The sequence below is a fragment of the Sporosarcina sp. FA9 genome, from assembly GCF_051550205.1.
Classification (GTDB): Bacteria; Bacillota; Bacilli; order Bacillales_A; family Planococcaceae; genus Sporosarcina.
In genome coordinates, this window is record NZ_CP188819.1 from 1,456,497 (window position 1) to 1,477,936 (window position 21,440).

General features: G+C 37.4%; 26 protein-coding genes and 1 tRNA gene. 16 read left to right on the plus strand and 11 right to left on the minus strand.

The genetic code is table 11. The annotated features are described in order from the left end of the window. Position 1 precedes the first annotated feature (1 nt). Positions 2-1,303 carry an aminotransferase class I/II-fold pyridoxal phosphate-dependent enzyme gene (locus tag ACP8HH_RS07075; protein WP_438317832.1) on the plus strand — a complete coding sequence of 434 codons (1,302 nt, stop codon included), beginning with the start codon at positions 2-4 and terminating at the stop codon, positions 1,301-1,303. A gap of 57 nt (positions 1,304-1,360) precedes the next feature. Here ACP8HH_RS07075 and lexA read toward each other — a convergent pair whose 3' ends face one another. Further along, a complete protein-coding gene (gene lexA, locus ACP8HH_RS07080) occupies positions 1,361-1,981 on the minus strand; it encodes a transcriptional repressor LexA (RefSeq protein WP_438317835.1) in 621 nt (206 codons plus the stop codon). A gap of 204 nt (positions 1,982-2,185) precedes the next feature. Here lexA and yneA point away from each other — a divergent pair, with 204 nt between their 5' ends. From yneA to ACP8HH_RS07115, 7 genes are all read left to right on the plus strand, one after another. After that, a complete protein-coding gene (gene yneA / locus ACP8HH_RS07085) occupies positions 2,186-2,503 on the plus strand; it encodes a cell division suppressor protein YneA (RefSeq protein WP_438317838.1) in 318 nt (105 codons plus the stop codon). Next, positions 2,503-3,162: a YneB family resolvase-like protein gene (locus tag ACP8HH_RS07090; RefSeq protein WP_438317841.1), complete on the plus strand. Its 660-nt coding sequence runs from the start codon at positions 2,503-2,505 to the stop codon at positions 3,160-3,162. The genes yneA and ACP8HH_RS07090 overlap by 1 nt, the downstream gene beginning before the upstream one ends. Positions 3,163-3,229: 67 nt before the next feature. Continuing rightward, on the plus strand, positions 3,230-3,463 hold the full coding sequence (locus ACP8HH_RS07095; protein ID WP_438317844.1) for a DUF896 domain-containing protein: 234 nt from the start codon (positions 3,230-3,232) through the stop codon (positions 3,461-3,463). Positions 3,464-3,652: 189 nt separating this feature from the next. After that, on the plus strand, positions 3,653-5,659 hold the full coding sequence (tkt, locus tag ACP8HH_RS07100; protein WP_438317847.1) for a transketolase: 2,007 nt from the start codon (positions 3,653-3,655) through the stop codon (positions 5,657-5,659). A 176-nt stretch (positions 5,660-5,835) separates the two neighbouring features. Beyond that, positions 5,836-6,285, plus strand: coding sequence for a sporulation inhibitor of replication protein SirA (gene sirA, locus ACP8HH_RS07105; RefSeq protein WP_438317850.1), 450 nt, complete (start codon positions 5,836-5,838; stop codon positions 6,283-6,285). Between the two features lie 84 nt (positions 6,286-6,369). After that, on the plus strand, positions 6,370-6,627 hold the full coding sequence (locus ACP8HH_RS07110; protein WP_438317853.1) for a YneF family protein: 258 nt from the start codon (positions 6,370-6,372) through the stop codon (positions 6,625-6,627). 363 nt (positions 6,628-6,990) lie between these two features. Then, on the plus strand, positions 6,991-7,140 hold the full coding sequence (locus tag ACP8HH_RS07115; RefSeq protein WP_438317856.1) for a hypothetical protein: 150 nt from the start codon (positions 6,991-6,993) through the stop codon (positions 7,138-7,140). Between the two features lie 83 nt (positions 7,141-7,223). Here the strand turns inward: ACP8HH_RS07115 and ACP8HH_RS07120 are convergent, their stop codons facing one another. Both ACP8HH_RS07120 and ACP8HH_RS07125 read right to left on the minus strand, forming a co-directional pair. Beyond that, the gene (locus tag ACP8HH_RS07120; RefSeq protein WP_438317859.1) at positions 7,224-8,150 is read right to left on the minus strand and encodes an alpha/beta hydrolase; all 927 of its coding nucleotides are present in this window, start codon (positions 8,148-8,150) and stop codon (positions 7,224-7,226) included. 16 nt (positions 8,151-8,166) lie between these two features. Next, complete coding sequence (locus tag ACP8HH_RS07125; RefSeq protein WP_438317862.1) at positions 8,167-9,069, minus strand: hydroxymethylglutaryl-CoA lyase; 903 nt, start codon at positions 9,067-9,069, stop codon at positions 8,167-8,169. 70 nt (positions 9,070-9,139) lie between these two features. On the opposite strand from ACP8HH_RS07125, the gene ACP8HH_RS07130 reads away from it, so the two are divergent. From ACP8HH_RS07130 to mce, 3 genes are all read left to right on the plus strand, one after another. After that, the gene (locus tag ACP8HH_RS07130; protein WP_438317865.1) at positions 9,140-10,324 is read left to right on the plus strand and encodes an acetyl-CoA C-acetyltransferase; all 1,185 of its coding nucleotides are present in this window, start codon (positions 9,140-9,142) and stop codon (positions 10,322-10,324) included. 23 nt (positions 10,325-10,347) lie between these two features. After that, positions 10,348-10,608 (plus strand): YqkE family protein, encoded by a 261-nt coding sequence (locus ACP8HH_RS07135; RefSeq protein WP_438317868.1) that lies wholly within the window; start codon positions 10,348-10,350, stop codon positions 10,606-10,608. A 123-nt stretch (positions 10,609-10,731) separates the two neighbouring features. Continuing rightward, on the plus strand, positions 10,732-11,145 hold the full coding sequence (gene mce / locus ACP8HH_RS07140; protein WP_438317871.1) for a methylmalonyl-CoA epimerase: 414 nt from the start codon (positions 10,732-10,734) through the stop codon (positions 11,143-11,145). A 68-nt stretch (positions 11,146-11,213) separates the two neighbouring features. On the opposite strand, the gene ACP8HH_RS07145 is transcribed toward mce, so the two are convergent. Next, the gene (locus tag ACP8HH_RS07145; RefSeq protein ID WP_438317874.1) at positions 11,214-11,981 is read right to left on the minus strand and encodes an NRDE family protein; all 768 of its coding nucleotides are present in this window, start codon (positions 11,979-11,981) and stop codon (positions 11,214-11,216) included. A 109-nt stretch (positions 11,982-12,090) separates the two neighbouring features. Here ACP8HH_RS07145 and ACP8HH_RS07150 point away from each other — a divergent pair, with 109 nt between their 5' ends. The 3 genes from ACP8HH_RS07150 (at position 12,091) to ACP8HH_RS07160 (ending at position 14,759) form a co-directional block, all read left to right on the plus strand. Beyond that, entirely contained in the window at positions 12,091-12,612 is a 522-nt protein-coding gene (locus ACP8HH_RS07150; RefSeq protein WP_438317877.1) for an RNA polymerase sigma factor, read from the plus strand. Further along, positions 12,599-14,158, plus strand: coding sequence for a hypothetical protein (locus ACP8HH_RS07155; RefSeq protein WP_438317880.1), 1,560 nt, complete (start codon positions 12,599-12,601; stop codon positions 14,156-14,158). The genes ACP8HH_RS07150 and ACP8HH_RS07155 overlap by 14 nt, the downstream gene beginning before the upstream one ends. 88 nt (positions 14,159-14,246) lie before the next feature. Further along, the gene (locus ACP8HH_RS07160; protein WP_438317883.1) at positions 14,247-14,759 is read left to right on the plus strand and encodes a DUF3231 family protein; all 513 of its coding nucleotides are present in this window, start codon (positions 14,247-14,249) and stop codon (positions 14,757-14,759) included. Positions 14,760-14,851: 92 nt separating this feature from the next. Here ACP8HH_RS07160 and ACP8HH_RS07165 read toward each other — a convergent pair whose 3' ends face one another. The 4 genes from ACP8HH_RS07165 to ACP8HH_RS07180 all read right to left on the minus strand — a co-directional run bounded on the left by ACP8HH_RS07165 (position 14,852) and on the right by ACP8HH_RS07180 (position 17,028). Next, on the minus strand, positions 14,852-15,127 hold the full coding sequence (locus tag ACP8HH_RS07165; protein WP_438317886.1) for a small, acid-soluble spore protein, alpha/beta type: 276 nt from the start codon (positions 15,125-15,127) through the stop codon (positions 14,852-14,854). A gap of 342 nt (positions 15,128-15,469) precedes the next feature. Continuing rightward, entirely contained in the window at positions 15,470-16,189 is a 720-nt protein-coding gene (locus ACP8HH_RS07170) for a 3-ketoacyl-ACP reductase (RefSeq protein WP_438317889.1), read from the minus strand. Positions 16,190-16,219: 30 nt separating this feature from the next. Beyond that, positions 16,220-16,579, minus strand: a complete 360-nt coding sequence (locus ACP8HH_RS07175) for a phage holin family protein (protein WP_438319062.1) — start codon at positions 16,577-16,579, stop codon at positions 16,220-16,222. A gap of 376 nt (positions 16,580-16,955) precedes the next feature. Next, positions 16,956-17,028 (minus strand) — tRNA-Arg (locus ACP8HH_RS07180). A 745-nt stretch (positions 17,029-17,773) separates the two neighbouring features. On the opposite strand from ACP8HH_RS07180, the gene ACP8HH_RS07185 reads away from it, so the two are divergent. Further along, positions 17,774-19,009: a dicarboxylate/amino acid:cation symporter gene (locus ACP8HH_RS07185; protein ID WP_438317891.1), complete on the plus strand. Its 1,236-nt coding sequence runs from the start codon at positions 17,774-17,776 to the stop codon at positions 19,007-19,009. Between the two features lie 120 nt (positions 19,010-19,129). On the opposite strand, the gene ACP8HH_RS07190 is transcribed toward ACP8HH_RS07185, so the two are convergent. Continuing rightward, complete coding sequence (locus tag ACP8HH_RS07190) at positions 19,130-19,732, minus strand: hypothetical protein (protein ID WP_438317894.1); 603 nt, start codon at positions 19,730-19,732, stop codon at positions 19,130-19,132. Between the two features lie 206 nt (positions 19,733-19,938). Between ACP8HH_RS07190 and ACP8HH_RS07195 the strand changes: the two genes are divergently transcribed. After that, positions 19,939-20,430, plus strand: a complete 492-nt coding sequence (locus ACP8HH_RS07195; protein ID WP_438317897.1) for a hypothetical protein — start codon at positions 19,939-19,941, stop codon at positions 20,428-20,430. Positions 20,431-20,489: 59 nt separating this feature from the next. Here the strand turns inward: ACP8HH_RS07195 and ACP8HH_RS07200 are convergent, their stop codons facing one another. After that, on the minus strand, positions 20,490-20,789 hold the full coding sequence (locus tag ACP8HH_RS07200) for a cupin domain-containing protein (protein WP_438317900.1): 300 nt from the start codon (positions 20,787-20,789) through the stop codon (positions 20,490-20,492). Between the two features lie 104 nt (positions 20,790-20,893). After that, the gene (locus tag ACP8HH_RS07205; RefSeq protein WP_438317903.1) at positions 20,894-21,415 is read right to left on the minus strand and encodes a hypothetical protein; all 522 of its coding nucleotides are present in this window, start codon (positions 21,413-21,415) and stop codon (positions 20,894-20,896) included. Positions 21,416-21,440 lie beyond the last annotated feature (25 nt).

Sequence of the window (21,440 nt, forward strand, 5' to 3'; positions counted from 1 at the left end):
AATGAATGGAATATGTAAAAAGAAAGAGGAATTTATTATGTTTGCCGATGAAAATAATGCATTACTAGCAAAGTCTGAAGAAATCGAACGAAAACTGACACCTTATTTTAGCGTCGTTGAAAAAATTGCTTTTATGAATCAAAGCAAAGTCCTTGCTGCATTTAGAAACAATAGGGTAAGTGATTTTCATTTAAATGGCTCTACAGGGTATGGGTATGATGATGAGGGAAGAGATGTTTTGGAAAAAGTGTATGCGGAAGTATTTGGATCAGAAGCATGTCTTGTGCGAAACCAAATCATTTCGGGCACACATGCAATTTCCATTAGCTTGTTTGGAGTATTAAGACCTGGTGATGAATTATTATATATTACCGGTAAACCATATGACACACTTGAATCGATTGTATCTGGAAAAGGGAAAGATACTGGCTCCTTGTATGATTACGGAATAACTTACAAGCATATTGATTTAAACCCGGATGGCTCGGTTAATTTCCAAGAAGTCGTGAATAATATTCATAGTAAAACGAAAATGATTGGTATTCAGCGTTCTAAAGGGTACTCCGACCGTCCTTCTTTCACGATTGAAGAAATTGAGTTGATGATTCGAAACATAAAGGAAATCAATTCAGAACTTATTGTATTCGTTGATAATTGTTACGGTGAGTTTGTAGAAGAGAAGGAACCAACAGAAGTGGGTGCTGATCTAATGGCAGGTTCACTTATTAAAAATCCTGGTGGCGGGCTCGTTCGTACAGGGGGTTACATTGCGGGTCGAGCAGATATTATCGAACAATGTGCCTACCGCATGACATCACCCGGTCTGGGTGCAGAAGCCGGGGCTTCACTCGATACGCTTCGTGAAATGTATCAAGGATTTTTTCTTGCACCTCATGTTGTGAGTCAAGCAGTTAAGGGTGCACATTTTACAGCAGCATTACTGGAAGACTTTGGTTTGAATACAACACCGCATTTTTCTGTGAAAAGAACCGATTTAATACAGTCCGTTTCATTTCAGAACGCTGATCAAATGATTGCCTTTTGTAGATCCATTCAAGAGAATTCACCTATAAATGCACATTTTGCACCTGAACCGTCCTACATGCCTGGTTACTCAGATGACGTTATAATGGCGGCTGGAACATTTATACAAGGTTCAAGCATTGAGTTAACAGCAGACGGTCCAATTCGACCACCGTATACTGCATATGTACAAGGCGGACTTACATATGAACATGTAAAAGTAGCAGTACTGTCTTCAATTGCTAAGCTCGTGGCGGAAAACCTGATCGAAACAAATTAAAAAGAAGTCGCTCTCAGATTACGTGAGTGCGACTTCTTTTTATATTTTTCCTATGAATTAATGAATTGTCCGATATACTCCAACAACTTTACCTAAAATCGATACGTTATCTAAAATAATAGGTTCCATAGAAGAGTTTTCCGGTTGCAATCTAAAGTAATTTTTTTCCTTAAAGAACCGTTTCACAGTTGCCTCATCATCATCTGTCATTGCAACTACAATTTCACCATTTTGTGCAGATTGTTGTTGTTTAACTACAACATGATCCCCATTTAAGATGCCAGCTTCAATCATACTGTTTCCAACAATCTCCAGCATGAATAAATTATCCTCCGATGTACCAAATGTATCAGGGAGCGGGAAATATTCTTCAATATTTTCAATCGCTGTAATTGGCAAACCTGCTGTAACTTTACCTACAAGTGGAACATTAATAACACCTGGTTTATAAGCATTCAATCCTTCAGGGTCAAGTACTTCAATTGCTCTTGGTTTAGTAGGGTCTCTTCTTATATATCCTTTGCTTTCTAGTCTAGCAAGATGTCCATGAACTGTAGAACTGGATGCTAGTCCAACTGCCTCACCGATTTCTCTAACAGATGGTGGATATCCTTTTTGTTGAACTTCGGATTTAATAAAACTCATAATGTCCTCTTGTCTTTTTGATATTTTCTTCATAAGAATCACCTCTCATTTAGTAGTTTACTAGTACCATCCTTCAGTGATAATGCCACTCGGGACGGAATCTTTTGATTAGTTTTAGTATAACAGCCGATTTCCAAAAAAGCAAACACAGGTTCTAAATAGGTGTTGACTTATTAAAAAAAGTAATTTATGATGAGAACATGTATTCCGAACAGACATTCGCTAGGGGGAGAAATGATGACTTTCATTAAAAATAATAGTTATTTACTTCTTATTTTCGCTTTATGTATTACTTTTTCATTTATGGGAACAAAAAAAATAGGTAATGAGCCACCATTTGAGGAAATAATTGTTTCAGAAGGTGATACACTATGGGGACTATCCGTTTATTACTCTGAAAACATCCCAAATAAGGAATGGATTCAAAAAGTAATGCAGTTGAATAATCTTTCGTCAACAAATCTACAAATTGGAGATGACTTAAAAATGCCGATTATAAAAAAGATAAGGGATAAGAATATGGACATTGCAAAACTAGTATCAGGTGATAATTGATGGAACGTGTTCAAACAAGCGTAAGTTATTGTAGGGTTAGCACAGAAAAAGAACAACAGGAAATGTCTTTATCTAGGCAAGAGGATGAGCTTGAACAAATGGCAGTAGAACTTGGTTTTATCAATCAGAAAACATTTACAGATCGACATAGCGGTTTTGACATTGACCGTGAAGGGCTACTAGATTTACTTGAATACGTGCGGAATGAGAAAATTGATGCAGTACTCATCCAAGATGAAACGAGACTAGGACGTGGAAATGCACGTATGGCCGTCTTACATCTCCTCGAGAAAACAAACACAGAAGTTTATTCATATAGTGACAAGGGTCCAATTGCATTAAATGAAATGGATACAATGCTTTTGGAAATCCTATCAATAGTAGAAGAATACCAACGAAAACTACATAATGCGAAAATACGTCGTGGTATGAAAAGAGCCGTTAAGAAGGGGTATCGACCGGAGCGAAACTTAAAAAACAAAGGAAATCTGGAAGGTCGAGAACGAATCGAAATACCGATTAGTGAAATTGTTTCCCTTCGAGTTAAAGGTCTTACATACGAGGAAATCACAAGTGTGCTTAATGGGCTCGGACATGACGTGAGTAAAGCGACCGTTCATCGTAGATATATTGAATATCAAAAAAAGCAGGAAGGCTGATTTGTTGCGCTTTCTGCTTTTTTTGTATACGTTTTAATCATTCTATATTAAAGATGGAGGAATAAAATTGGAATTTAAAGAGAAAATCGAGCGAATTAATCTACTGGCAAATAAGTCTAAAACAACTGGTTTATCAATCGAAGAAGCCAAAGAACAAACGAGTTTACGGAAAGAATATTTAGAAACATTTCGTGCATCAATGCGTGATACAATTGAACATGTGAAGGTACTTGACCCAGAGGGAAATGATGTTACGCCAGACAAAGTAAAGCGTTTGCGTGATGGAAAATATCTCAACTAAGTGTCAAAAGTGCATTTAGCATTGTATTTAGCTCATAGGTTGTCTAAACTTGTAGGTGTAGAATAGATTTAACATAGTTCAATAAAAGTTTTTTGCTTTATTTACTAATTCAGATGCGGTCTAACTTTAGCAAAGGATCTCATAATGTTGCTGAAAAATGAAATTGATATTTAGAAGGGATGTACTCAAATGACTGAAATAATTGATCAACTTGCAGTAAACTCAATCCGAACACTATCCATCGATGCAATCGAAAAAGCAAACTCCGGACATCCGGGACTGCCAATGGGTGCTGCCCCAATGGCTTATACGCTGTGGACGAAACATATGTATCATAATCCGGCAAATCCAAAGTGGTTCAATAGGGACCGCTTCGTACTATCTGCTGGTCATGGATCGATGCTTCTTTATAGCTTACTCCACCTAGGAGGGTACGGTCTTCCTATGGAAGAAATTAAGAAGTTTAGACAATGGGGTTCTGCTACACCAGGTCATCCTGAATACGGCGATACAGTAGGTGTTGAGGCGACTACAGGGCCATTAGGACAAGGAATTGGAATGGCAGTTGGAATGGCGATGGCTGAAAAGCATCTCGCAGCAACATACAATAAACCAGGATTAGATATTGTAGATCATCATACGTATGCACTTTGCGGAGACGGAGATTTAATGGAAGGTGTTGCGGCGGAAGCAATCTCGCTAGCAGGTCATTTGCAATTAGATAAATTAATCGTACTTTATGATAGTAATGATATTTCACTTGATGGCGATTTGGATATGTCATTTACAGAGAACATTCGTAAACGTTTTGAATCATACGGTTGGAATTATATCCGGGTAGAAGACGGTAACGAGATTGGTGATATTTCAAATGCAATTGAAACAGCTAAATCTAATACTGGAGGACCAACGATTATTGAAGTTAAAACAGTAATTGGTTATGGTTCGCCAAACAGATCTGGAAAATCAGATGCACACGGAATGCCTCTTGGTGAAGACGAAATGAAATTAACAAAAGAATATTACAAATGGACTTTTGAAGAAGATTTCCATGTTCCAGAGGAAGTCTATGAAACATTTAGTAATGCTGCTGAAAAACAAGGTGCACAAAAAGAAAAACAATGGAATGATCTTTTCTCGAAATATGAGCAAGAACACAGTAATTTAGCAAAGCAACTTAAAGATGCAATCGAACGTAAATTACCAGAAGGATTTGAAGAATCCTTACCAATCTATGAAGCAGGTACTTCACACGCAACTCGCTCTGCATCAGGTGATGCAATTAATGCGATCGCAAAAGCAGTTCCATCTTTATTTGGGGGTAGTGCTGACCTTGCTGGTTCGAATAAAACAACAATTAAAGGTGCTGGAGATTTCTTACCTACCGACTACTCAGGACGTAATATTTGGTTTGGTGTCCGTGAATTTGCTATGGGTACAGCACTAAATGGAATGGCGCTTCACGGGGGTCTGCATGTCTTTGGTGGAACATTCTTTGTGTTCAGCGATTATGTTCGTCCGGCAATACGTTTGTCATCGATCATGGGTGTACCTGTAACATACGTCTTCACGCATGACAGTGTCGCGGTAGGTGAAGACGGTCCGACGCACGAACCTGTAGAACATCTAGCAGCACTTCGCGCAATGCCAGGACTATCTATTATACGTCCTGCGGATGCGAATGAAACTGCAGCAGCATGGAATATTGCAGTCTCATCAACCAATACACCTACATGCTTAATATTGTCACGTCAAAACTTACCTGTTTTGGCAAAAACAGCTGAGCTTGCAATGGAAGGCGTTAAAAAAGGTGCTTATATTGTATCTCCAGCAAGTAAAGAAATTGCAGACGCAATTCTAATTGCTACGGGTTCTGAAGTAAGTCTTGCGGTGGCTTCACAAGAAAAACTTAAAGCTATAGGTATTGATGTATCAGTTGTTTCTATGCCTTCTTGGGATTTGTTTGAAAAACAAGAGGCTGCATATAAACAAAGTATACTTCCGAAAAATGTTAAGAAACGCCTAGGAATTGAAATGGGTGCTTCAATTGGATGGCATAAATATATTGGTGATGAAGGCGATTTAATTACTATTGATACATTTGGTGCAAGTGCACCTGGTGATACCGTTATTTATAAATATGGGTTTAATGAAGAAAATGTAATCTCTAAAGTAAAGGCATTACTTGCCGAATAACAATAAGTGCTGTTCCTTAATCCGTGTTTCGGAATTGGGAACAGCTTTTCTTTACCTTCTTTAGACGGAATACTTAGAATCTATCTAAATGTGACAATAATAGTTAGGTTTCACTCCGTAATATGACAGTCTTTTCAGTTCCAAAGGAGTACGATTTAAATAGGGGGTGGCGATACGTGCGAACATACGAAATATATAAGGTGAAAGAGATGTACCAGCCATTTGTAATTGGACGCGAAAGGCTATTATATGATTTACTTACAGAGAACCCGGAAAATAGCGAAAACTTACCCGAAGTACATTATCTCTGTGAAGTTTTGGAAAGACAAGCCATTAATGAGGCAATTTTAAACAATCTAGGGAAATTGTTTCCAATCATCGAATTTGAAAATAATGAGTACAAATTAACACATCCTGTTAAAGGATCTATATCCATTTCACTTTCTTCGTACGCGTTGAATGTATATTGTGATGGTTCTAGAATGCTTGATCTCGATTTATTTGTTGCACTTTCTGAATCTGGCAACAGGTTTTTTGCGGTAATGGATGGTTACGGTGAATGGGGCTGGTTAAAACCAGTCAAATATATGAAGATGCGTGGACATGAAGAAGCATTATTTCGCTAAATAAGTAGTATAACGACTCAATCTGCTGTATAATCCTTCTTGGTGATGTTTACTTGAACTATTGAAGTGAAGGAGGTATGGCGGATGACTTTGACGCTAGGAATTATATTAATTGTTGTTGCGTTATTAGCAGGTGTGGCTTTAGGATTTTTCATTGCACGTCAATACATGATGAAATATTTGAAAGATAACCCGCCGATTAATGAAGAAATGTTACGAATGATGATGATGCAGATGGGACAAAAGCCTTCTCAAAAGAAGATTAACCAGATGATGAATCAGATGAATAAAGCGAGTGAGAAGCAACCTAAAGTTAAAGGTAAAGAGAAAGCTAAGAAATAATACAAAACACCCGTTGGTTATCTATTCCGACGGGGTGATTCTTTTTTAGACTATTTCTTTGGTTACTCAATAGCAGTTGATAGAAAATGATTACCTGTTAAAATATCTCTTGGGTTAATCTTACTTCTTTAAACCAATAAACCACTTTTCTGGTGAAGAATAAACCAGAAAGGTGGTTTTTGTTTGCTTCAAAAATTGGGATTTGATTGGCGAAATTATGATGAATTATTTTACTAAGTATTTAAAGTTATACTGATATATGCAAGTTTGGCAGTATACTTATAGGGTTTACTGCAGTAAACTAAGGTATATTACATTTGTGGATTAGATTCTCTTGAAAGACAAGAAAAGAAGGTGAATTAAGTGGGGAAATATCAATTGGATAACAAAGGCCGGGCGGCTGTGACAAAGTATCATGAAAAAAACATACCAGCCCAATTTGATAAAAAGCAGCAACTTGAAAAAATACGTACGCAGTATTTGGAAAAGAAGCAAAAACAAACAGACAAATAAAAGTAAGATATATCTTCAAAATCATTAAAAATAGATCAATAATAAAACACCCGTTGGCTACACATTCCAACGGGTGTTTTGTTTTAATCTATCAAATTAAAACGTTTCAAATATTCTTTTACGACTTCCTCATATTTTTTTGCATTATCATTAAAAGATTTTGCATGTTCACCATCTTTAAACAACTTCAGCATTTTATCCCCACGTTTGGCTCTAAATAATTCTTTAGTCATATAAGGTAATATGAAATCATCTTCTAAGCTGTGAATGAACAAGACTGGTTTTGTAATATTGGCAACCACTTCTTTTGGAGAAATCATTTTTATAGAATAGCCTTCACGAATCTTCATGAATAAGTTTCCAATTCTAAGCATCATTGCATTCCGTAGGGGGGTGTCTTTTCGCATAAGATGAAGTATTTGTTCAGTGAAATCGGAGAAGGGGCAATCTACAATATGAAAATCAGCAAGATCTTCAAACGTTCCCGCGTAAAGGATTGTTGTAGCCGCTCCCATTGATTCGCCATGAATACCTAGCAAAGAATCATTCCCTATTTCTTCCCGGATGGTTTCAACAATTGCTTTTAAATCGTACTTCTCATAATAGCCAAAACTTGTGGTTTTTCCACCTGAATCACCATGTCTTCGATGATCGTAGACAACAGAATTAAAGCCGAGTCTTTCAAATAAACGAGCATACTTCACTGAGTTAATTTTATTTTCTGTGACACCATGACAAATGATAATTGTTCGATTTGTTGTTAGTGGTTTAAGAAAGACAGCTCTTAATCGATACCCATTAGGCGAGTCAATCCACATTTCAACTTTCTTAACATGCTCATACCATTTTTCATCGAATCGTTTTGCAAGAATTTCCCGCTTCATAATAAACTCTGGATCTTTAATTTTTAAATACATAAGTTGATTTGTTAGGAAAATCCCGAAAATTGTTGTCAGTGCTGCAATTATGCTTGAAAAAACACCTGTAATATACAGAGTGCGTCTTTTCAAAAGAGTCACCTCCTGTTTAAAGTTGTTCGTTTAGAAATAATCGATACATCCCGGTTTCAATTGGATGTGAGACATGGGGGGCAATTACAGCTACAGCTTCACAAACCTTTTTCACGCTTATACCTGTATGTATATTCAATGAGTCCATCATGTGAGCGACATCTTCAGTAGCAACATTTCCGGTTGCACCAGGTGAAAAAGGACATCCACCAAGTCCACCCGCAGAACTATCAAACCGATCAATTCCTGCTTGCATAGCGGCGAAAATATTGGCAATTGCCATCTTTCGAGTATCGTGGAAATGAGCAGTAATTAAAACTTTTGGAAGTTCGTCGATTAGTTTTTTAAATAAATCAAAACTTTCACGAGGATTTGCTCTTCCAACGGTATCAGCAACACTTAGTTCATCTATTCCCATTTCGATAAATCGTAGACAGAGTTCGACAACCGAATCGGGATTTATTTTCCCTTCAAACGGACAATAAAATGCTGTTGAAATACAAGCTCGAACATAGATGCCTTGCTCTTTTAATTTCAAAATAACCGGTTTTAATGCTTCTACACTTTCATCTGTCGTTCGATTGATATTTTTTTTATTAAAGGAATTACTAACGCCAACAAAAACAGCTACACTACGTGCACCCGCTTCTAATGCAAGATCTGCCCCTTTTTCATTAGGAGTTAAAACAATTTGCTTGCCTATCTTTTTTGTTTTTTTAACAATATTTGCAGCATCCGCCATTTGGGGTACCCATTTTGGAGACACAAATGAAGTCAGTTCCATTTCGGTAATACCCGCCTCTTGTAGCGCATGGATGAATGCGAGTTTATCTTCTTCTAGAACATGTTTGCTTTCGTTTTGTAGACCATCGCGTGGACCAACCTCGATTAACGTCACTTCTTCTGGTAAAATGAACATATCATCCCTCCTTATTTATATTGTAATGAAGGGATGCCTATACAAGCAACTTTTATAAGGGGGATTTTGAATGTCGAAAGAAGTAGTTATTGTTAGCGCGGTCAGGTCCGCAATTGGTTCTTTTCTAGGATCACTAAAAGATATACCAGCAACCGATCTAGGTGCAGTTGTCATTAAAGAGGCTTTAAAGCGTGCTGGTGTCTCACCAGAACTCGTAGATGAAGTAATTATGGGTAATGTACTTCAATCGGGACTTGGACAAAATCCGGCACGTCAAGCGGCGATTAAAGCGGGGCTTCCTGAAACTGTACCCGCAATGACCATAAATAAAGTATGTGGTTCTGGACTTAAAACAATACAACTTGCACGTCAAGCCATTCTAGCGGGCGATGCAGATATTATCGTTGCAGGCGGAATGGAAAACATGAGTCAAGCACCATTTTTATTACCAGGTAGCCGTGAAGGTTATAAAATGGGTGACCAAAAAGTCGTGGATAGTATGATAAAAGACGGCTTATGGTGCGCATTCAACGATTACCATATGGGGATTACAGCGGAAAACTTATGCGACCGTTATGCAATTACAAGGGAAGAACAAGATAGTTTCTCGGCAAAATCACAGGAAAAGGCAGCCGCAGCAATTGAATCTGGAACATTTAAAGAAGAAATTGTCGCTATTGAAATTCCACAACGTCGCGGAGAACCTATCCTTTTTGATACCGATGAATACGTGAAATCAGGATCGACTGCAGAAAAATTGAGCAAGCTTCGTCCGGCCTTTAAAAAAGACGGCAGTGTGACAGCGGGTAATGCATCCGGTATAAACGACGGGGCGGCAGCACTTGTTATCATGTCGAAAGAGAAAGCAGATGAGCTCGGTCTTATTCCACTCGCGACTATCGTAACGAACTCAGGAGCAGGAGTAGACCCATCTGTTATGGGATTGGGTCCAGTTCAAGCGGTCCGTAAAGTACTTGACCGTGCTAAAATGAACCTTGCAGATATCGACCTTATCGAAGCGAACGAAGCATTCGCAGCTCAAGCGATAGCGGTTGATAAAGAACTTGGATTTGATCACGATAAATTAAATGTCAACGGAGGCGCAATTGCACTAGGTCACCCAATTGGTGCAAGTGGTGCAAGAATACTTGTAACGCTACTACATGAAATGAAACGCCGCGATGCAAAAACAGGACTTGCAACATTGTGCATCGGTGGCGGACAAGGTGTAGCGACGATCGTAAAACGTCCTTAACTTTCAGGAAGGTGATGGGTAAAATGGCTAAAAAACGTAAGCAACCCGTTCGACCAGTGAAAAAAGAGAATGCATCGCTAACTTTATCAGATTCACTTGGCGACGATATTTTAGAAAAATTGAAAGCCGCAAAAAAAGAGTTAAGTGATGTGGCAAAAATAAAAGCTGAAGCTGTTGAAAAAGAGCGTGTAATGCAGATTCGCAAAGAGCGAGAAGAACGTGAAAAGAACAAGAGTTTTGAAGAACTTCTTAATGAATATGGAGACACTGTGGATAAGTACTAATAGAAAGCAGCGGCAGAGCGAGCGCCGCTGCTTTTTAGTAGGTAAATTCATCAGATTAATTATTAAATAAAAATAAGATTATAAGTAGATGAAAAATAAGGCAATTCGAATGGGGGAAGTAAATTGGAAGCTATTTTTGATCACGTTGGAATTGCTGTTAGAAGTATCGATGAAGCTCTTCCATTCTACCTTGAAGTACTGGGCGGTGTAGTAGAGGATCGATATACAAGCGACGCGCCTGGTGTTGAGGTGCATGTTGCTGTTGTTCGGACTGCTGATAACCTAATTGAGTTACTGGAACCAACGAATAAGAATTCTCCGATTGATCGGTTTATTAAGCAAAAGGGAAAAGGTGTACATCATATGGCCTATCGCGTTGAAGATTTAGATAGTGCGATACTTGAAGCTAAAAATAAAGGCATTCGTTTCCTTGAGGACACACTCCGCATGAATGCGCGCGGAAGAAGACTCATATACATTAATCCTATATCTACAGATGGTACTTTAATTGAACTGTGCACTTATCCGGATAATTAAAGAAAATTTTCACATAAAAACACCGTTGTTTAACGAGTAATTCGTTGAACAACGGGTTTTCAGAGTCCTTACTTATCAATCTTAAATTCAAATTTATTTTGTTCTTTAAACAATCCTTTTTCATACGTTCGTTCGATAAAAGTAACATTATCATCGTTATCAATTGTTAAAACAGTAGAAGAGCGTGTGCCGTAATTATCCGTTTTGATAAATAGTGGAGATAATTGTCTTTCTAAATCAATTCCAACTCCTGTACTCGGTAAATCTTGATCTTCGGCTAAATCCTCCATAGATAAAATTTCAAACAATTGATCTTCCTCGACTGTTTCATTTCGCAATACATATTCTCTCAACATCCTCTTGCCGTTTAAAACCTTTGGCCAAGGCGTGTCTAGGAAATGATTGCTGAGTCCGTGTGTTCCTTCTTCAATTTCCACTATTTTTGCTTCCAAGTTATTGTAATAGAAAAGTTCATCTGGATTACCAACAATGACATTAAAGCCAGTGTAGAGTTCCTTCTTTTCATTCAATGCAGTTAAATATTCTTTTGGGGAAAGAGTTCCGGCTAAATAGTTTCGAATGATTTCGCCACGAGATATTTTTCCGTTTGTTGGTAGTGATGGATCGCGGTAGTTTGTGAGTGCTGCAATACGGCCTGTCTTAGTGACTCCTAGCCATGTGCCAGATTGCAGCAAGTCGCGTCCTGCTAAAATGGTAGGCTCGTCACTCCAAAACTGTGCGGGTGCAGTAGGGCGGGAATAAGACTCGTCTCGATTAGCCGCCAAAATGATTTTATATGATGGGTGTTCATTAATGTGGAAATTTATTAAACACATTAATAATAGCCTCCTTTGTGTACTACTTACCATTATTACTGAAAGAAACACAGAATAATAGTACTTTTCTAAAGTTAATTCGTCTAATGGTATGAAGGGGGGATTGCAAATGAAGGATTTTGAATTTGATGCACTTTATAGAACTGAAAGTGACCGAGTGTATCGATATATATACATGCTCGTAGGACATGAACAAAAGGCAGAAGATTTGACGCATGATGCGTTTTTGAAGGCATATCGAAATATCCATTCGTTTCGAAATGAATCGAGTCATTCAACATGGCTCATAAAAATTGCACGGAATGTAACATATGATTATTTTCGTAGAAAAAAGATTGTGAGTTTTCTTGCATTTGGCAAAGATGAGTATATTGATGAAAACAATGAAGATCCGGCAAATATTTCGGTAAATCAAGAAGAAATTAAAAAAATGCATCAAGCAATCAATACATTGAAACAAAATTATCAAGATGTCCTCATTCTGCGTAATATTAACGAAAATACGATAAAAGAAACTGCCTTTATTTTAGGATGGACAGAGGCAAAAGTTAAAGGGATGTCAAAGCGTGCAATGGATGCTCTAAAGGGTGAAATGCTGAAGAGAGAGGGTGAACAAAATGCGTGGAATTGAGGAGATGCTAAATCAAATGAAAAATATCGATAGATCCAACAATGCGAAAGAAGAGACATTACGGAAATTACAAAAAAGTCGAAAGCGAAAGAGTCGTCCATTTTTTCCAGTTGTGATCACGGGTATTGTAATCGTCGCTTTGTTTTATATAATGACGAATATGACGAATGAAATGACTCCGGAACGAGCTCAAGGAATTGCACTGGAAAAGATTGAAAAAAGTTCTCTCATGCGATCTGTTTCTATTGAGGAGTTTAATCCAGAACTCGTAAATCATGTTGGAGTGGTCGATATTTACGATAATGAAGAATGGGAAAGTACCGTTCGAAGAGTACTGCAAACAATGAATGAAACTGAGATTCTGCCAGAAGATATGTCGTTGTATGATTTAGGGGTATCTAGCGATGGTCAACGTTACCGGTTCAAAATTTGGCGATTAGATGAAAAAATACTTGTTCAAGATTTCGATAGTGGTGTAAATTATCTGGGTAGTGGGGAAGATGTAGAATCGTTCCTGAAGATGGCGAATGAATTTATTGAAGACTTAATAAATGAAAGTCAGCTTGAACCCGTTGATACGAATACGATTGTTTTTTCACAAGAGGGTGGAAAATACTATCTGAACGAAGTTACTTTGGGGGATTCAAAATCTGAAGTTTTTGAAAAGTTAGGCCAGAACTATAAAGATGTGTTGGATTTGGAAGGTTCGGGAGCAGATTCCATCCTACATTATGATAATTTACGGGTCTATCTTTTTGAAGATAAAGTATTTCTATTAAATGCATTGAAAATGAATGAAAATGATTACAAAAAAATATTTAGTGCGTATGAAGGAGATAAATATATCGATCAACAAGGTATAGAGGATACGTATAGCGGAATAAGGTTTTTTTATCGGGAGGACACCTCACATTTGCTAATGGCAAAATATGAACCTGATAATAATTTGTATATGTACCTAAGGTATACGGATAGCATATTTGAAAGTGAAACTCTGCAATCTCCTCATCTAGAACGAATCGCGGGTATTAAAGAATCTGAAGAAGAGGAAGAGAAAGAGAAAGATGTTGAAGAAAACGAAACTTCTTTAGGGTTTACAAAAGATGAATTTAAAGAACGGTTCAATACGCTGATTGCTGAACGTTTAAAAATTCAAATCGGAGAAGTTTATGAAAATACAGAAAAAAATGAAGTACAATTTAAATTTTTAATTAATATAGAAGAGGAAGTAGATTGGGAAGTGGTCGAGTTAACAGCTCTCAAAAGTCCGAAAACAAACGAGTTAACACAATTAAAGTTTTCTGAAAAAAATCCCGGCGTTAAAGAACGTGGCCATGACCGATTGCCTTGGTATCAATTTGCAGTATCAATGAAAGAAATCTTTAATTTCAATCGAAGTGAAGATGAGTTTATTCAAATGACTGGAATGTTTGTGGATGATCGGTCTGTGGATTATGACGTTGCAATTAGCAGTCCCGAAGTGGTTTTCTATGTGAAACTAGAAGGCGATGAACTAAGTATGGTCATCGAACCCGTAATTCCATAATAACCGTATAGAAATCTTCCATTTACCCATAATACAGAGGACACATCGTATTTTTAGATTACTTTGTGAAATTTAAAGGAGTGTATACATGGGAATTTTAAGTGGAGACGCTAAAGACCAACCGATGCATTACGGTGAAGTAATTGGTTGTTGGGCATTTATTGGTGCGAATAATGGATTGGTGAGTGCATATGAAGCGTTTATTAATCACGCGGGTGATAAAGATTTAATCGAGTATTTAAAGGAATCTGTTAAGATGATGCGGTCTGAATCGACGGAAGTAGGTAAGGTGTTAATCGCAAATGGAGTTGCTTTGCCACCAACATTACCTGAACGCCCATCAGCAAGTTTAGATGATATCCCTGTAGGTGTCCGATTTATGGATCCCGAGATTAGTGGTGCAGTATCTATTAACGTAGGTCAAGGACTTGTGTCGTGTAGCCTAGTTATGGGGCAATGTTTACGCGAAGACATAGCGGTTATGTTTGGTAAATTTCATATGGAAAGAGCTAAACTTGGTGGAAAATTATTAGCACTAAATAAAGAGAAAGGCTGGATAATTCCTCCGCCTTTACAAACGAATTTCTCAAGTAAGGAATAGTATTAACAGCAAGGGCCAGAAGATTTTACTCTGGTCCTTTTTAATCTAAAGAATCAAAACACCGGCCCATTATAGAAGGGCCGGTGTTTCTTTCATGTGTTCCGAGCCAATTGCTCTTGTGCAAGTTTCACCATTTCTCTAACCATATTCCCACCGATTGGGCCACCAATCTTACCGGCCTGTTCAGAAGTTAAGTTACCGTTATATACTTTAGATAATGGAATTCCGAGTTCACGGGCAATTTCAAACTTCACCTTATGTGGATCTGAAGGATCTGTTTTAAAACCTTTCGCTTTCATCACATCGGCCTTTAGCTGGTCTATAGTTCGACCTGCTTCTGGTACCAATATCTTATTAGTTTTCGGCATATCTTCCCCACCTTCAACAAGTAGTGTATCCCGAAGTCGAAAATTCACTACTAAAAAATGAAAAGAAAAAATAACCAGTTCTTTCAACAAATAATTTGAGCAGGTTTACTTTTAGAGAAATTGGTTACATATGTATTGTTCGGCAAAATTAAAATGACAATCGGTTTAAATGTTCAATCGTTGACTAGTAGTGAAATATAATATAAATTGAAAACAGAAAAAATCTCCTTTGGGTAACTTTTGAGTAGAAGAAGTAAGCCATTTGATTTTATTCATCCAAATGAAGAAAAGTAAAAAAACCCGGGACTGGTAATCCGGGTTTTTATTTGTCTAGAAATATTTTTATTGCGGGTTTGTTGAGAATAAAACGGATGATTTAAGTAGAACTCGTGGATGCAACTTTAATTGTGCAACCATTAAATCTGCAAGATCCTCAGGCTGTAAGACAAAGTCTGGATTGCCATCAGTCAGGTTTTCTGCATAAGCTAGATCCGTTGCAACCGTGCTTGGTAGAAATGCGGTTACGCGGATATTATGTTTTCTAACTTCGAGCATTAGCGATTCTGTTAATCCTAGAACTCCGAATTTAGATGCACTATACGCACTCGTAACGGGTCCGCCTTTTTCTCCTGCAGTTGAGGCGATGTTAATAATATCTCCCGCTTCTTTTTCAATCATTGCAGGCAATACAGCCCGGGTAACGTAGTATGTACCCATTAAGTTTACGTCAATAATATTTTTAAATTCTTCAGGTGAGAGTTCTAAAAACTTCCCGAACTTTCCAACTCCAGCATTGTTTATTAATATATCGATGTGTCCAAGTTCAGATGTGATGTGCTCGACTGCGGCGATGACTGCGTCATTATCCGAAACGTCAGCAACCGCCATCGTTACATTTAAATCATATTGTTCAAGTTCTTTCACAACATTTTCCAAGTTCTCAGAAGTTCTACCTACAAGCCCAATATGAATACCTTCTTTAGCAAATGCAATGGCTGTAGCGCGACCAATTCCTCTGCCAGCACCCGTAATTAAAGCAGTTTTACCTTTGATTGTTTGCATATTAAAAAGCTCCTTTTAATTAATTTTTGTTCATCGACTGTTTTTCTGGTGTTTTAATAATGTTCTATCCAACATCATGTTTAATAAAGACATGAAAAGTGCAATAAGTAGTGCAGTTCCAAAGCCTTCAATAACAAATCCACTGCCCATTAATTTATTTGTAAGTAAAAGCATTAAAGCATTTATAACGAATAAAAAAAGACCGAACGTCACAATCGTTGCGGGCAATGTAAAGAATATAAGTAGTGGCCGAACGAGCATATTAACAATAGCTAAAACGATGCTAGCAAGTATCGCTGTGCCAATAGTCGCGACTACAAAACTTGGAATGAGATAAGAAAGTAAGAGAAACAAGAGTGCATTTACTAGAATTCCGCCAAACCATTTCACCAAAAAACAAATCCTTTCAAATGAAGTATAGAACATAGAAACAATTTTTTCCAGGAACCTAGCCAATCTTGAATCAGAACCTGGAAGAAAACAACTGATGTTTTAATGTAATACCGTCAAATGGGTCCAATTACAACGCACCTATTAGTTTCAGAAGTAAAACGATGACTAGAATTGAAATAACTATACCTAGAATTGATCTCAAGGGTATCCCTCCTTTTACAAGTACAATCTTACTTGTAAATGTATACCTCTAGTTACTCCGTCTCAAACATGACTTATTATTCATAATTATATTCAACTAAAATAAAAACCCTCCAAACATAGAGTTCGACTCTAACTTTGGAGGTGCAAACAAGTGCAAGGCGTTTTAATATGTCCCAGGCAGGAATCGAACCTGCGACCCACAGCTTAGGAGGCTGTTGCTCTATCCCCTGAGCTACTGAGACCGAATGTTAATCAGACTTCTATTGTAGCTGTTTATATAAATTGTAGCAATATAAAAATTTCAACCGGCAAGCATGAGACTCGGATTATTGTTTTATGATAATGTATTTGCAAAAAAACTTAGCATATAAAAAGCATGGTCCACTTGGACCATGCTTTTTATAAACCTGAAAAAATTAGAGATTCATACTCGGAAAATTTGTCGTTTGACATTCATACAAACTGGTCTTTCTGACGATTAAATCTTTACCGTCGAATCTAATTCAGTTTGATATACCTAACGTTTTTCAGCTGTCGCAAAGTGTTTGATACGCGATCATCTGCCTACTTGTTAGCTACATTACTTGCACTTACACAAAAAATCTAATACTTACTACTTGATACTACATCTTTAAAAAGAGTACCGCTCGTCAGTAAAGCAAATTTTCCGCCAAGGCAGTGCAGTTCATCCTCAGAATCACCTGAAGGTAACTCGTCTTGCAGGTTCATCGTCAGGTAGTTTTGCCTTGTATAATCAATATACCCGTCCAAAACAAATGTAAACCTCTTTTAACGAATTAATTTATAATAATTCACCAAAATCGATTTAGACATAAAAGTAGGATAGAAATGCCCTAGTACAATTCTATAAAAAATACTTTCTTGTCTCCCTCTGAGTATTCATGCATTAGAAATATAAGGTATTATGCTACAATAAGCTATCAACTTATAATACTAATTACTTTTTAAAGAGAGCGTGGAGAGTGCATGAAGAAGGTATGGAACGGGTACAAAAAGATACCTTTCATTGTAAAGATGACGGTTGGATTTCTTTTGGGAATCATCGTTGGTGTTATTTTTGGAAAGGAAGCTGAGATATTAAAACCACTTGGGACACTGCTTATCAATTTACTGACATTGATTGCAATTCCGGTCATTTTTTTTACAGTAGTTCTTGCTGTCAATAAAATGAGTGCATCGCAACTTGGGCGAATTGGTTGGAAACTGATTTTATATTATGCACTTACGACTGCAGCCGCTGTTTTAATTGGTCTTGGACTGGCTTTGTGGATTAAGCCGGGTAAACTCTTAACGTTGCCAAATACAACAGTAGACCAACCCAACGCACCTAATTTTGCGGACGTCTTATTGAATATTGTGCCGGATAATATTATTACAGCTTTTAGTTCTGGAAATGTTATGGGGATTATGTTCCTTGCAATTATTATAGGCACGGCTATCGCAATGATGAAAAATTCAAAAGAAGTGCAAATGAATGAATATGGGTTAATGCTAGAGAAATTCAGTTCTGCTTTGAGTGAACTCTTTTATATGCTCTTACGAGGAATTTTGTTCTATATGCCAATTGGGATTTTTGCGATTAGCGCATCCTCATTTGGTGGACAAGGATGGGGTACGTTAAAATCTCTATTTGCATTTGTAGGTGTTTTCTATTTGGGATTGTTGGTGCTATGGATTTTCGTATATGCAGGATTTTTACTGTTGTCCGGAACGCCATTATTGAACTTTTTCAAACAAACGAAAGAAGCCTATACAACGGCATTCTTCACGTCGAGTAGTATTGCTTCATTGCCAATTGCTATGAAGTCCGCTAAAAAAGCGGGTATATCGGACAATGTCGCAAACTTTGCCATTCCGTTGGGTGCCATTTTCAATTCGGACGGTGGAGCTATTCGGATGGGGGTTTCGATTGTTTTCGCTGCGAACATTACGAATCTACAATTGTCACCACCAGATTTATTCATGATTGTTTTAGTGGGAACTTTGTTGTCCATTGGTACGGCAGGTGTTCCAGCTGCGGGTCTTGTAACACTGGCGGCAGTTCTGACAATGTTTGGACTCCCACTCGAAATTGTAGCTCTTATCGCTGGAGTTGATGCAATTATTGGTATGGGTGGAACGGCATCCAACGTAATCGGAGATATTATCGGCGCGAAAGTTGTGGATAAGTCTGAAGAGAAGAGATTAGCTAAACTGGTTTAAGATTATGAAATGGGTTATATACAAAAAAGCATTCCTTTTATGGAATGCTTTTTTGTATGGAGTGTGGAAAAGCTAAACTTAAGAGGCTACTCTAACGATAAATAGGATTGAAACAACATTTCAATTGAAGGTTAGTTTATCGAAAACTTTCCCCGAAGATTCATCTTTTAAAGTTACATCCAAGTGAACCTTATTTTCGGGCACGTTGTTGAATACCTGATAATAGGTCATCTTATTTGCGATTTCAGAAATGAGTACGCCATCAGTTTCTTCATTAAAGGATTGTTCATCAACGATAACCTCAAGTTGCGTCAAATCATCGTTAAAGTTCATCTGTTTGAAAGTTGGATAATACCCATCCTCAACCGCTTCTTTTGTTAAAGTCTTTACATTATTTAAAATGGACATTAAAAAGATTCCTTGAATGTCACTCGTCATCATTAAAGAATATGAATCATCTTCTTCGTTGTACATAACTTCCTCGACACCGACGGATTTGTACTGGCTTATAACAGATTCTGGATCCAGGTCACCGACATGTCTTCCGGGAATCTTCAATTCAATTTCCTCAGATATAATTTCTACATCATCTTCATCTGTAGGTTTCTCTGTTTCTTTACCGGAAACAGGTGTAGTTTCTTTTGAATCCACTTGCGAATTAGATGAAGAACAGCCGGCAATCATTAATATAGTTAGCAGTAGAAGTGAAAATAGTTTATTCATTATACCAAGCCCCTTGTTAGACGTATTTTACTCCAAGTACTGATTATAATGGTATAAGGTTAAGTTTCGGTTAAATTCTTTAAGTTTTAATTAATTTCTTTCCGATTAGACCACAAAAGTTAAACACAAACCATACTTTAACCTTATCTTAACCTTCCTTCTTTATACTAGTGAAAAACTAGGTTTAAGAAAGAGGTAAATAAATAATGAATAAACGATTCCTAACAATGTTTTTGTTAGTGACAATTGCGATACTCGCAGTCGCCTGTTCGAATGATTCAGATTCAACTAGTAAGACAGAGAAAACTGGTGTAGCTAAAGAAACAGAAGTTGTTGAGGTTGTAAGTAAAGTAGAAACATCTACAGAAGTTGAGGATTTTCCAACTGGTGTTCCTTTACCAAAAACCTTTGTTCTGAATTTGGATGCAAATATGGGAGCAGTGAGAAGTATCGCTCTTGAAATCGATGAGTCTGATCTTACGGCATTGGTGGCACGCTTCAATGAAGAAGTTTTAGCACTAGGTATCTCGGAGGAGATATTAGAGGAAGTAACGGATGAAGCTGATAATCTTTATAAAGCGACGGGTACCATAAGAGCTACTAGTGGTGAAGCTGTAACAATTACAGTCTATGAGTATGAACCGGGTGGCGCGCGAATTCAGGGGAATACGGGTGCCGTAAGCTATTTGATTAACTAAAATAAAAACCGTCCTAGAAGTAGTATTCTAGGACGGTTTTTTAATTTGTAGAATTAAGTTTATGGTTTGATTTGAATGAGTATTAAATCTGTATCCTCAATCGCATGGAGATCATGTTTTTCAAGCGGAATCATGTGCAACATATTCTCTGGTGTTACAATCACGGGCTTGCCTTCTACTATGAAGCGGATTTTTCCTTTGCGTACGATAATGAAAGCATCATTTTTTGAACTATGTTCAACAATTTCTTCGCCTGCGCGAAGTTGGATATTCGTAATGGTTGCGTTATCCACGGCGGTGACCTTCGCTATGTGCTTCACTTTTTGATTCAGCTGATAGGTTGTTTCAAACAAATTCATAAGTGTGTTCTCCTCTCAAATTGTTAGAAATTGTTTATTTGCCATAAGCATAACACGGAATTCTATTACTATTCAAAATGCAACTCAAAAACGACTTTTGATGCTTATCCTTCCAACCATCGCTTCACTTTCGCTTCCATTTCTTTTTCTAAATTCCTACTATTTCCAGCATCGTTATACACCCGTTTTAAGTATTTCTTGGGGAACATCTTTTTAATAGAGGATTGATATAAATCGCCATCCTCAGGTTCAGTGTATTTAACGACAGTATACTGATCCGACTCTCTCTTTAGTTGCATTACTGCGGGAAGAGAATGTCCAGATTGATTTTCCGTTCCAGTTGATTTATTAAAACCACCGTAATAAGACCAGAAATAGACAGTGGTTACATCGTTTTCCTCACTTGTGCCGTATACTTTATGAACTTCAAATTGCTTATCTGTATTTTGGGAAGGGGTGGAGTATTGTTGGACGATATAATTTGAAATTTTATTATTCAACTCTTTGGATAAATGGGTACCTCCATCTTTAAGTTTCATTTCTTTATCAGTGCAGGCGAATAAAAATATGCCGCAAAACAACAATAGAAATATTGTTGGCACTATATACTTTGCTTTAATCTTCATGTACTCACTCCTCATTAGAGATACA

Coding starts and splice junctions, on each gene's coding strand:
- ACP8HH_RS07110 (WP_438317853.1), top strand. CDS start 6,370: ATGACTTTGACGCTAGGAATTATATTAATTGTTGTTGCGTTATTAGCA.
- ACP8HH_RS07185 (WP_438317891.1), top strand. CDS start 17,774: ATGAAGAAGGTATGGAACGGGTACAAAAAGATACCTTTCATTGTAAAG.
- tkt (WP_438317847.1), top strand. CDS start 3,653: ATGACTGAAATAATTGATCAACTTGCAGTAAACTCAATCCGAACACTA.
- ACP8HH_RS07205 (WP_438317903.1), bottom strand. CDS start 21,415: ATGAAGATTAAAGCAAAGTATATAGTGCCAACAATATTTCTATTGTTG.
- ACP8HH_RS07090 (WP_438317841.1), top strand. CDS start 2,503: ATGGAACGTGTTCAAACAAGCGTAAGTTATTGTAGGGTTAGCACAGAA.
- ACP8HH_RS07130 (WP_438317865.1), top strand. CDS start 9,140: ATGTCGAAAGAAGTAGTTATTGTTAGCGCGGTCAGGTCCGCAATTGGT.
- ACP8HH_RS07195 (WP_438317897.1), top strand. CDS start 19,939: ATGAATAAACGATTCCTAACAATGTTTTTGTTAGTGACAATTGCGATA.
- ACP8HH_RS07135 (WP_438317868.1), top strand. CDS start 10,348: ATGGCTAAAAAACGTAAGCAACCCGTTCGACCAGTGAAAAAAGAGAAT.
- ACP8HH_RS07170 (WP_438317889.1), bottom strand. CDS start 16,189: ATGCAAACAATCAAAGGTAAAACTGCTTTAATTACGGGTGCTGGCAGA.
- yneA (WP_438317838.1), top strand. CDS start 2,186: ATGACTTTCATTAAAAATAATAGTTATTTACTTCTTATTTTCGCTTTA.
- ACP8HH_RS07165 (WP_438317886.1), bottom strand. CDS start 15,127: ATGCCGAAAACTAATAAGATATTGGTACCAGAAGCAGGTCGAACTATA.
- ACP8HH_RS07160 (WP_438317883.1), top strand. CDS start 14,247: ATGGGAATTTTAAGTGGAGACGCTAAAGACCAACCGATGCATTACGGT.
- ACP8HH_RS07150 (WP_438317877.1), top strand. CDS start 12,091: ATGAAGGATTTTGAATTTGATGCACTTTATAGAACTGAAAGTGACCGA.
- ACP8HH_RS07075 (WP_438317832.1), top strand. CDS start 2: ATGAATGGAATATGTAAAAAGAAAGAGGAATTTATTATGTTTGCCGAT.
- ACP8HH_RS07200 (WP_438317900.1), bottom strand. CDS start 20,789: ATGAATTTGTTTGAAACAACCTATCAGCTGAATCAAAAAGTGAAGCAC.
- lexA (WP_438317835.1), bottom strand. CDS start 1,981: ATGAAGAAAATATCAAAAAGACAAGAGGACATTATGAGTTTTATTAAA.
- ACP8HH_RS07145 (WP_438317874.1), bottom strand. CDS start 11,981: ATGTGTTTAATAAATTTCCACATTAATGAACACCCATCATATAAAATC.
- ACP8HH_RS07190 (WP_438317894.1), bottom strand. CDS start 19,732: ATGAATAAACTATTTTCACTTCTACTGCTAACTATATTAATGATTGCC.
- ACP8HH_RS07125 (WP_438317862.1), bottom strand. CDS start 9,069: ATGTTCATTTTACCAGAAGAAGTGACGTTAATCGAGGTTGGTCCACGC.
- ACP8HH_RS07155 (WP_438317880.1), top strand. CDS start 12,599: ATGCGTGGAATTGAGGAGATGCTAAATCAAATGAAAAATATCGATAGA.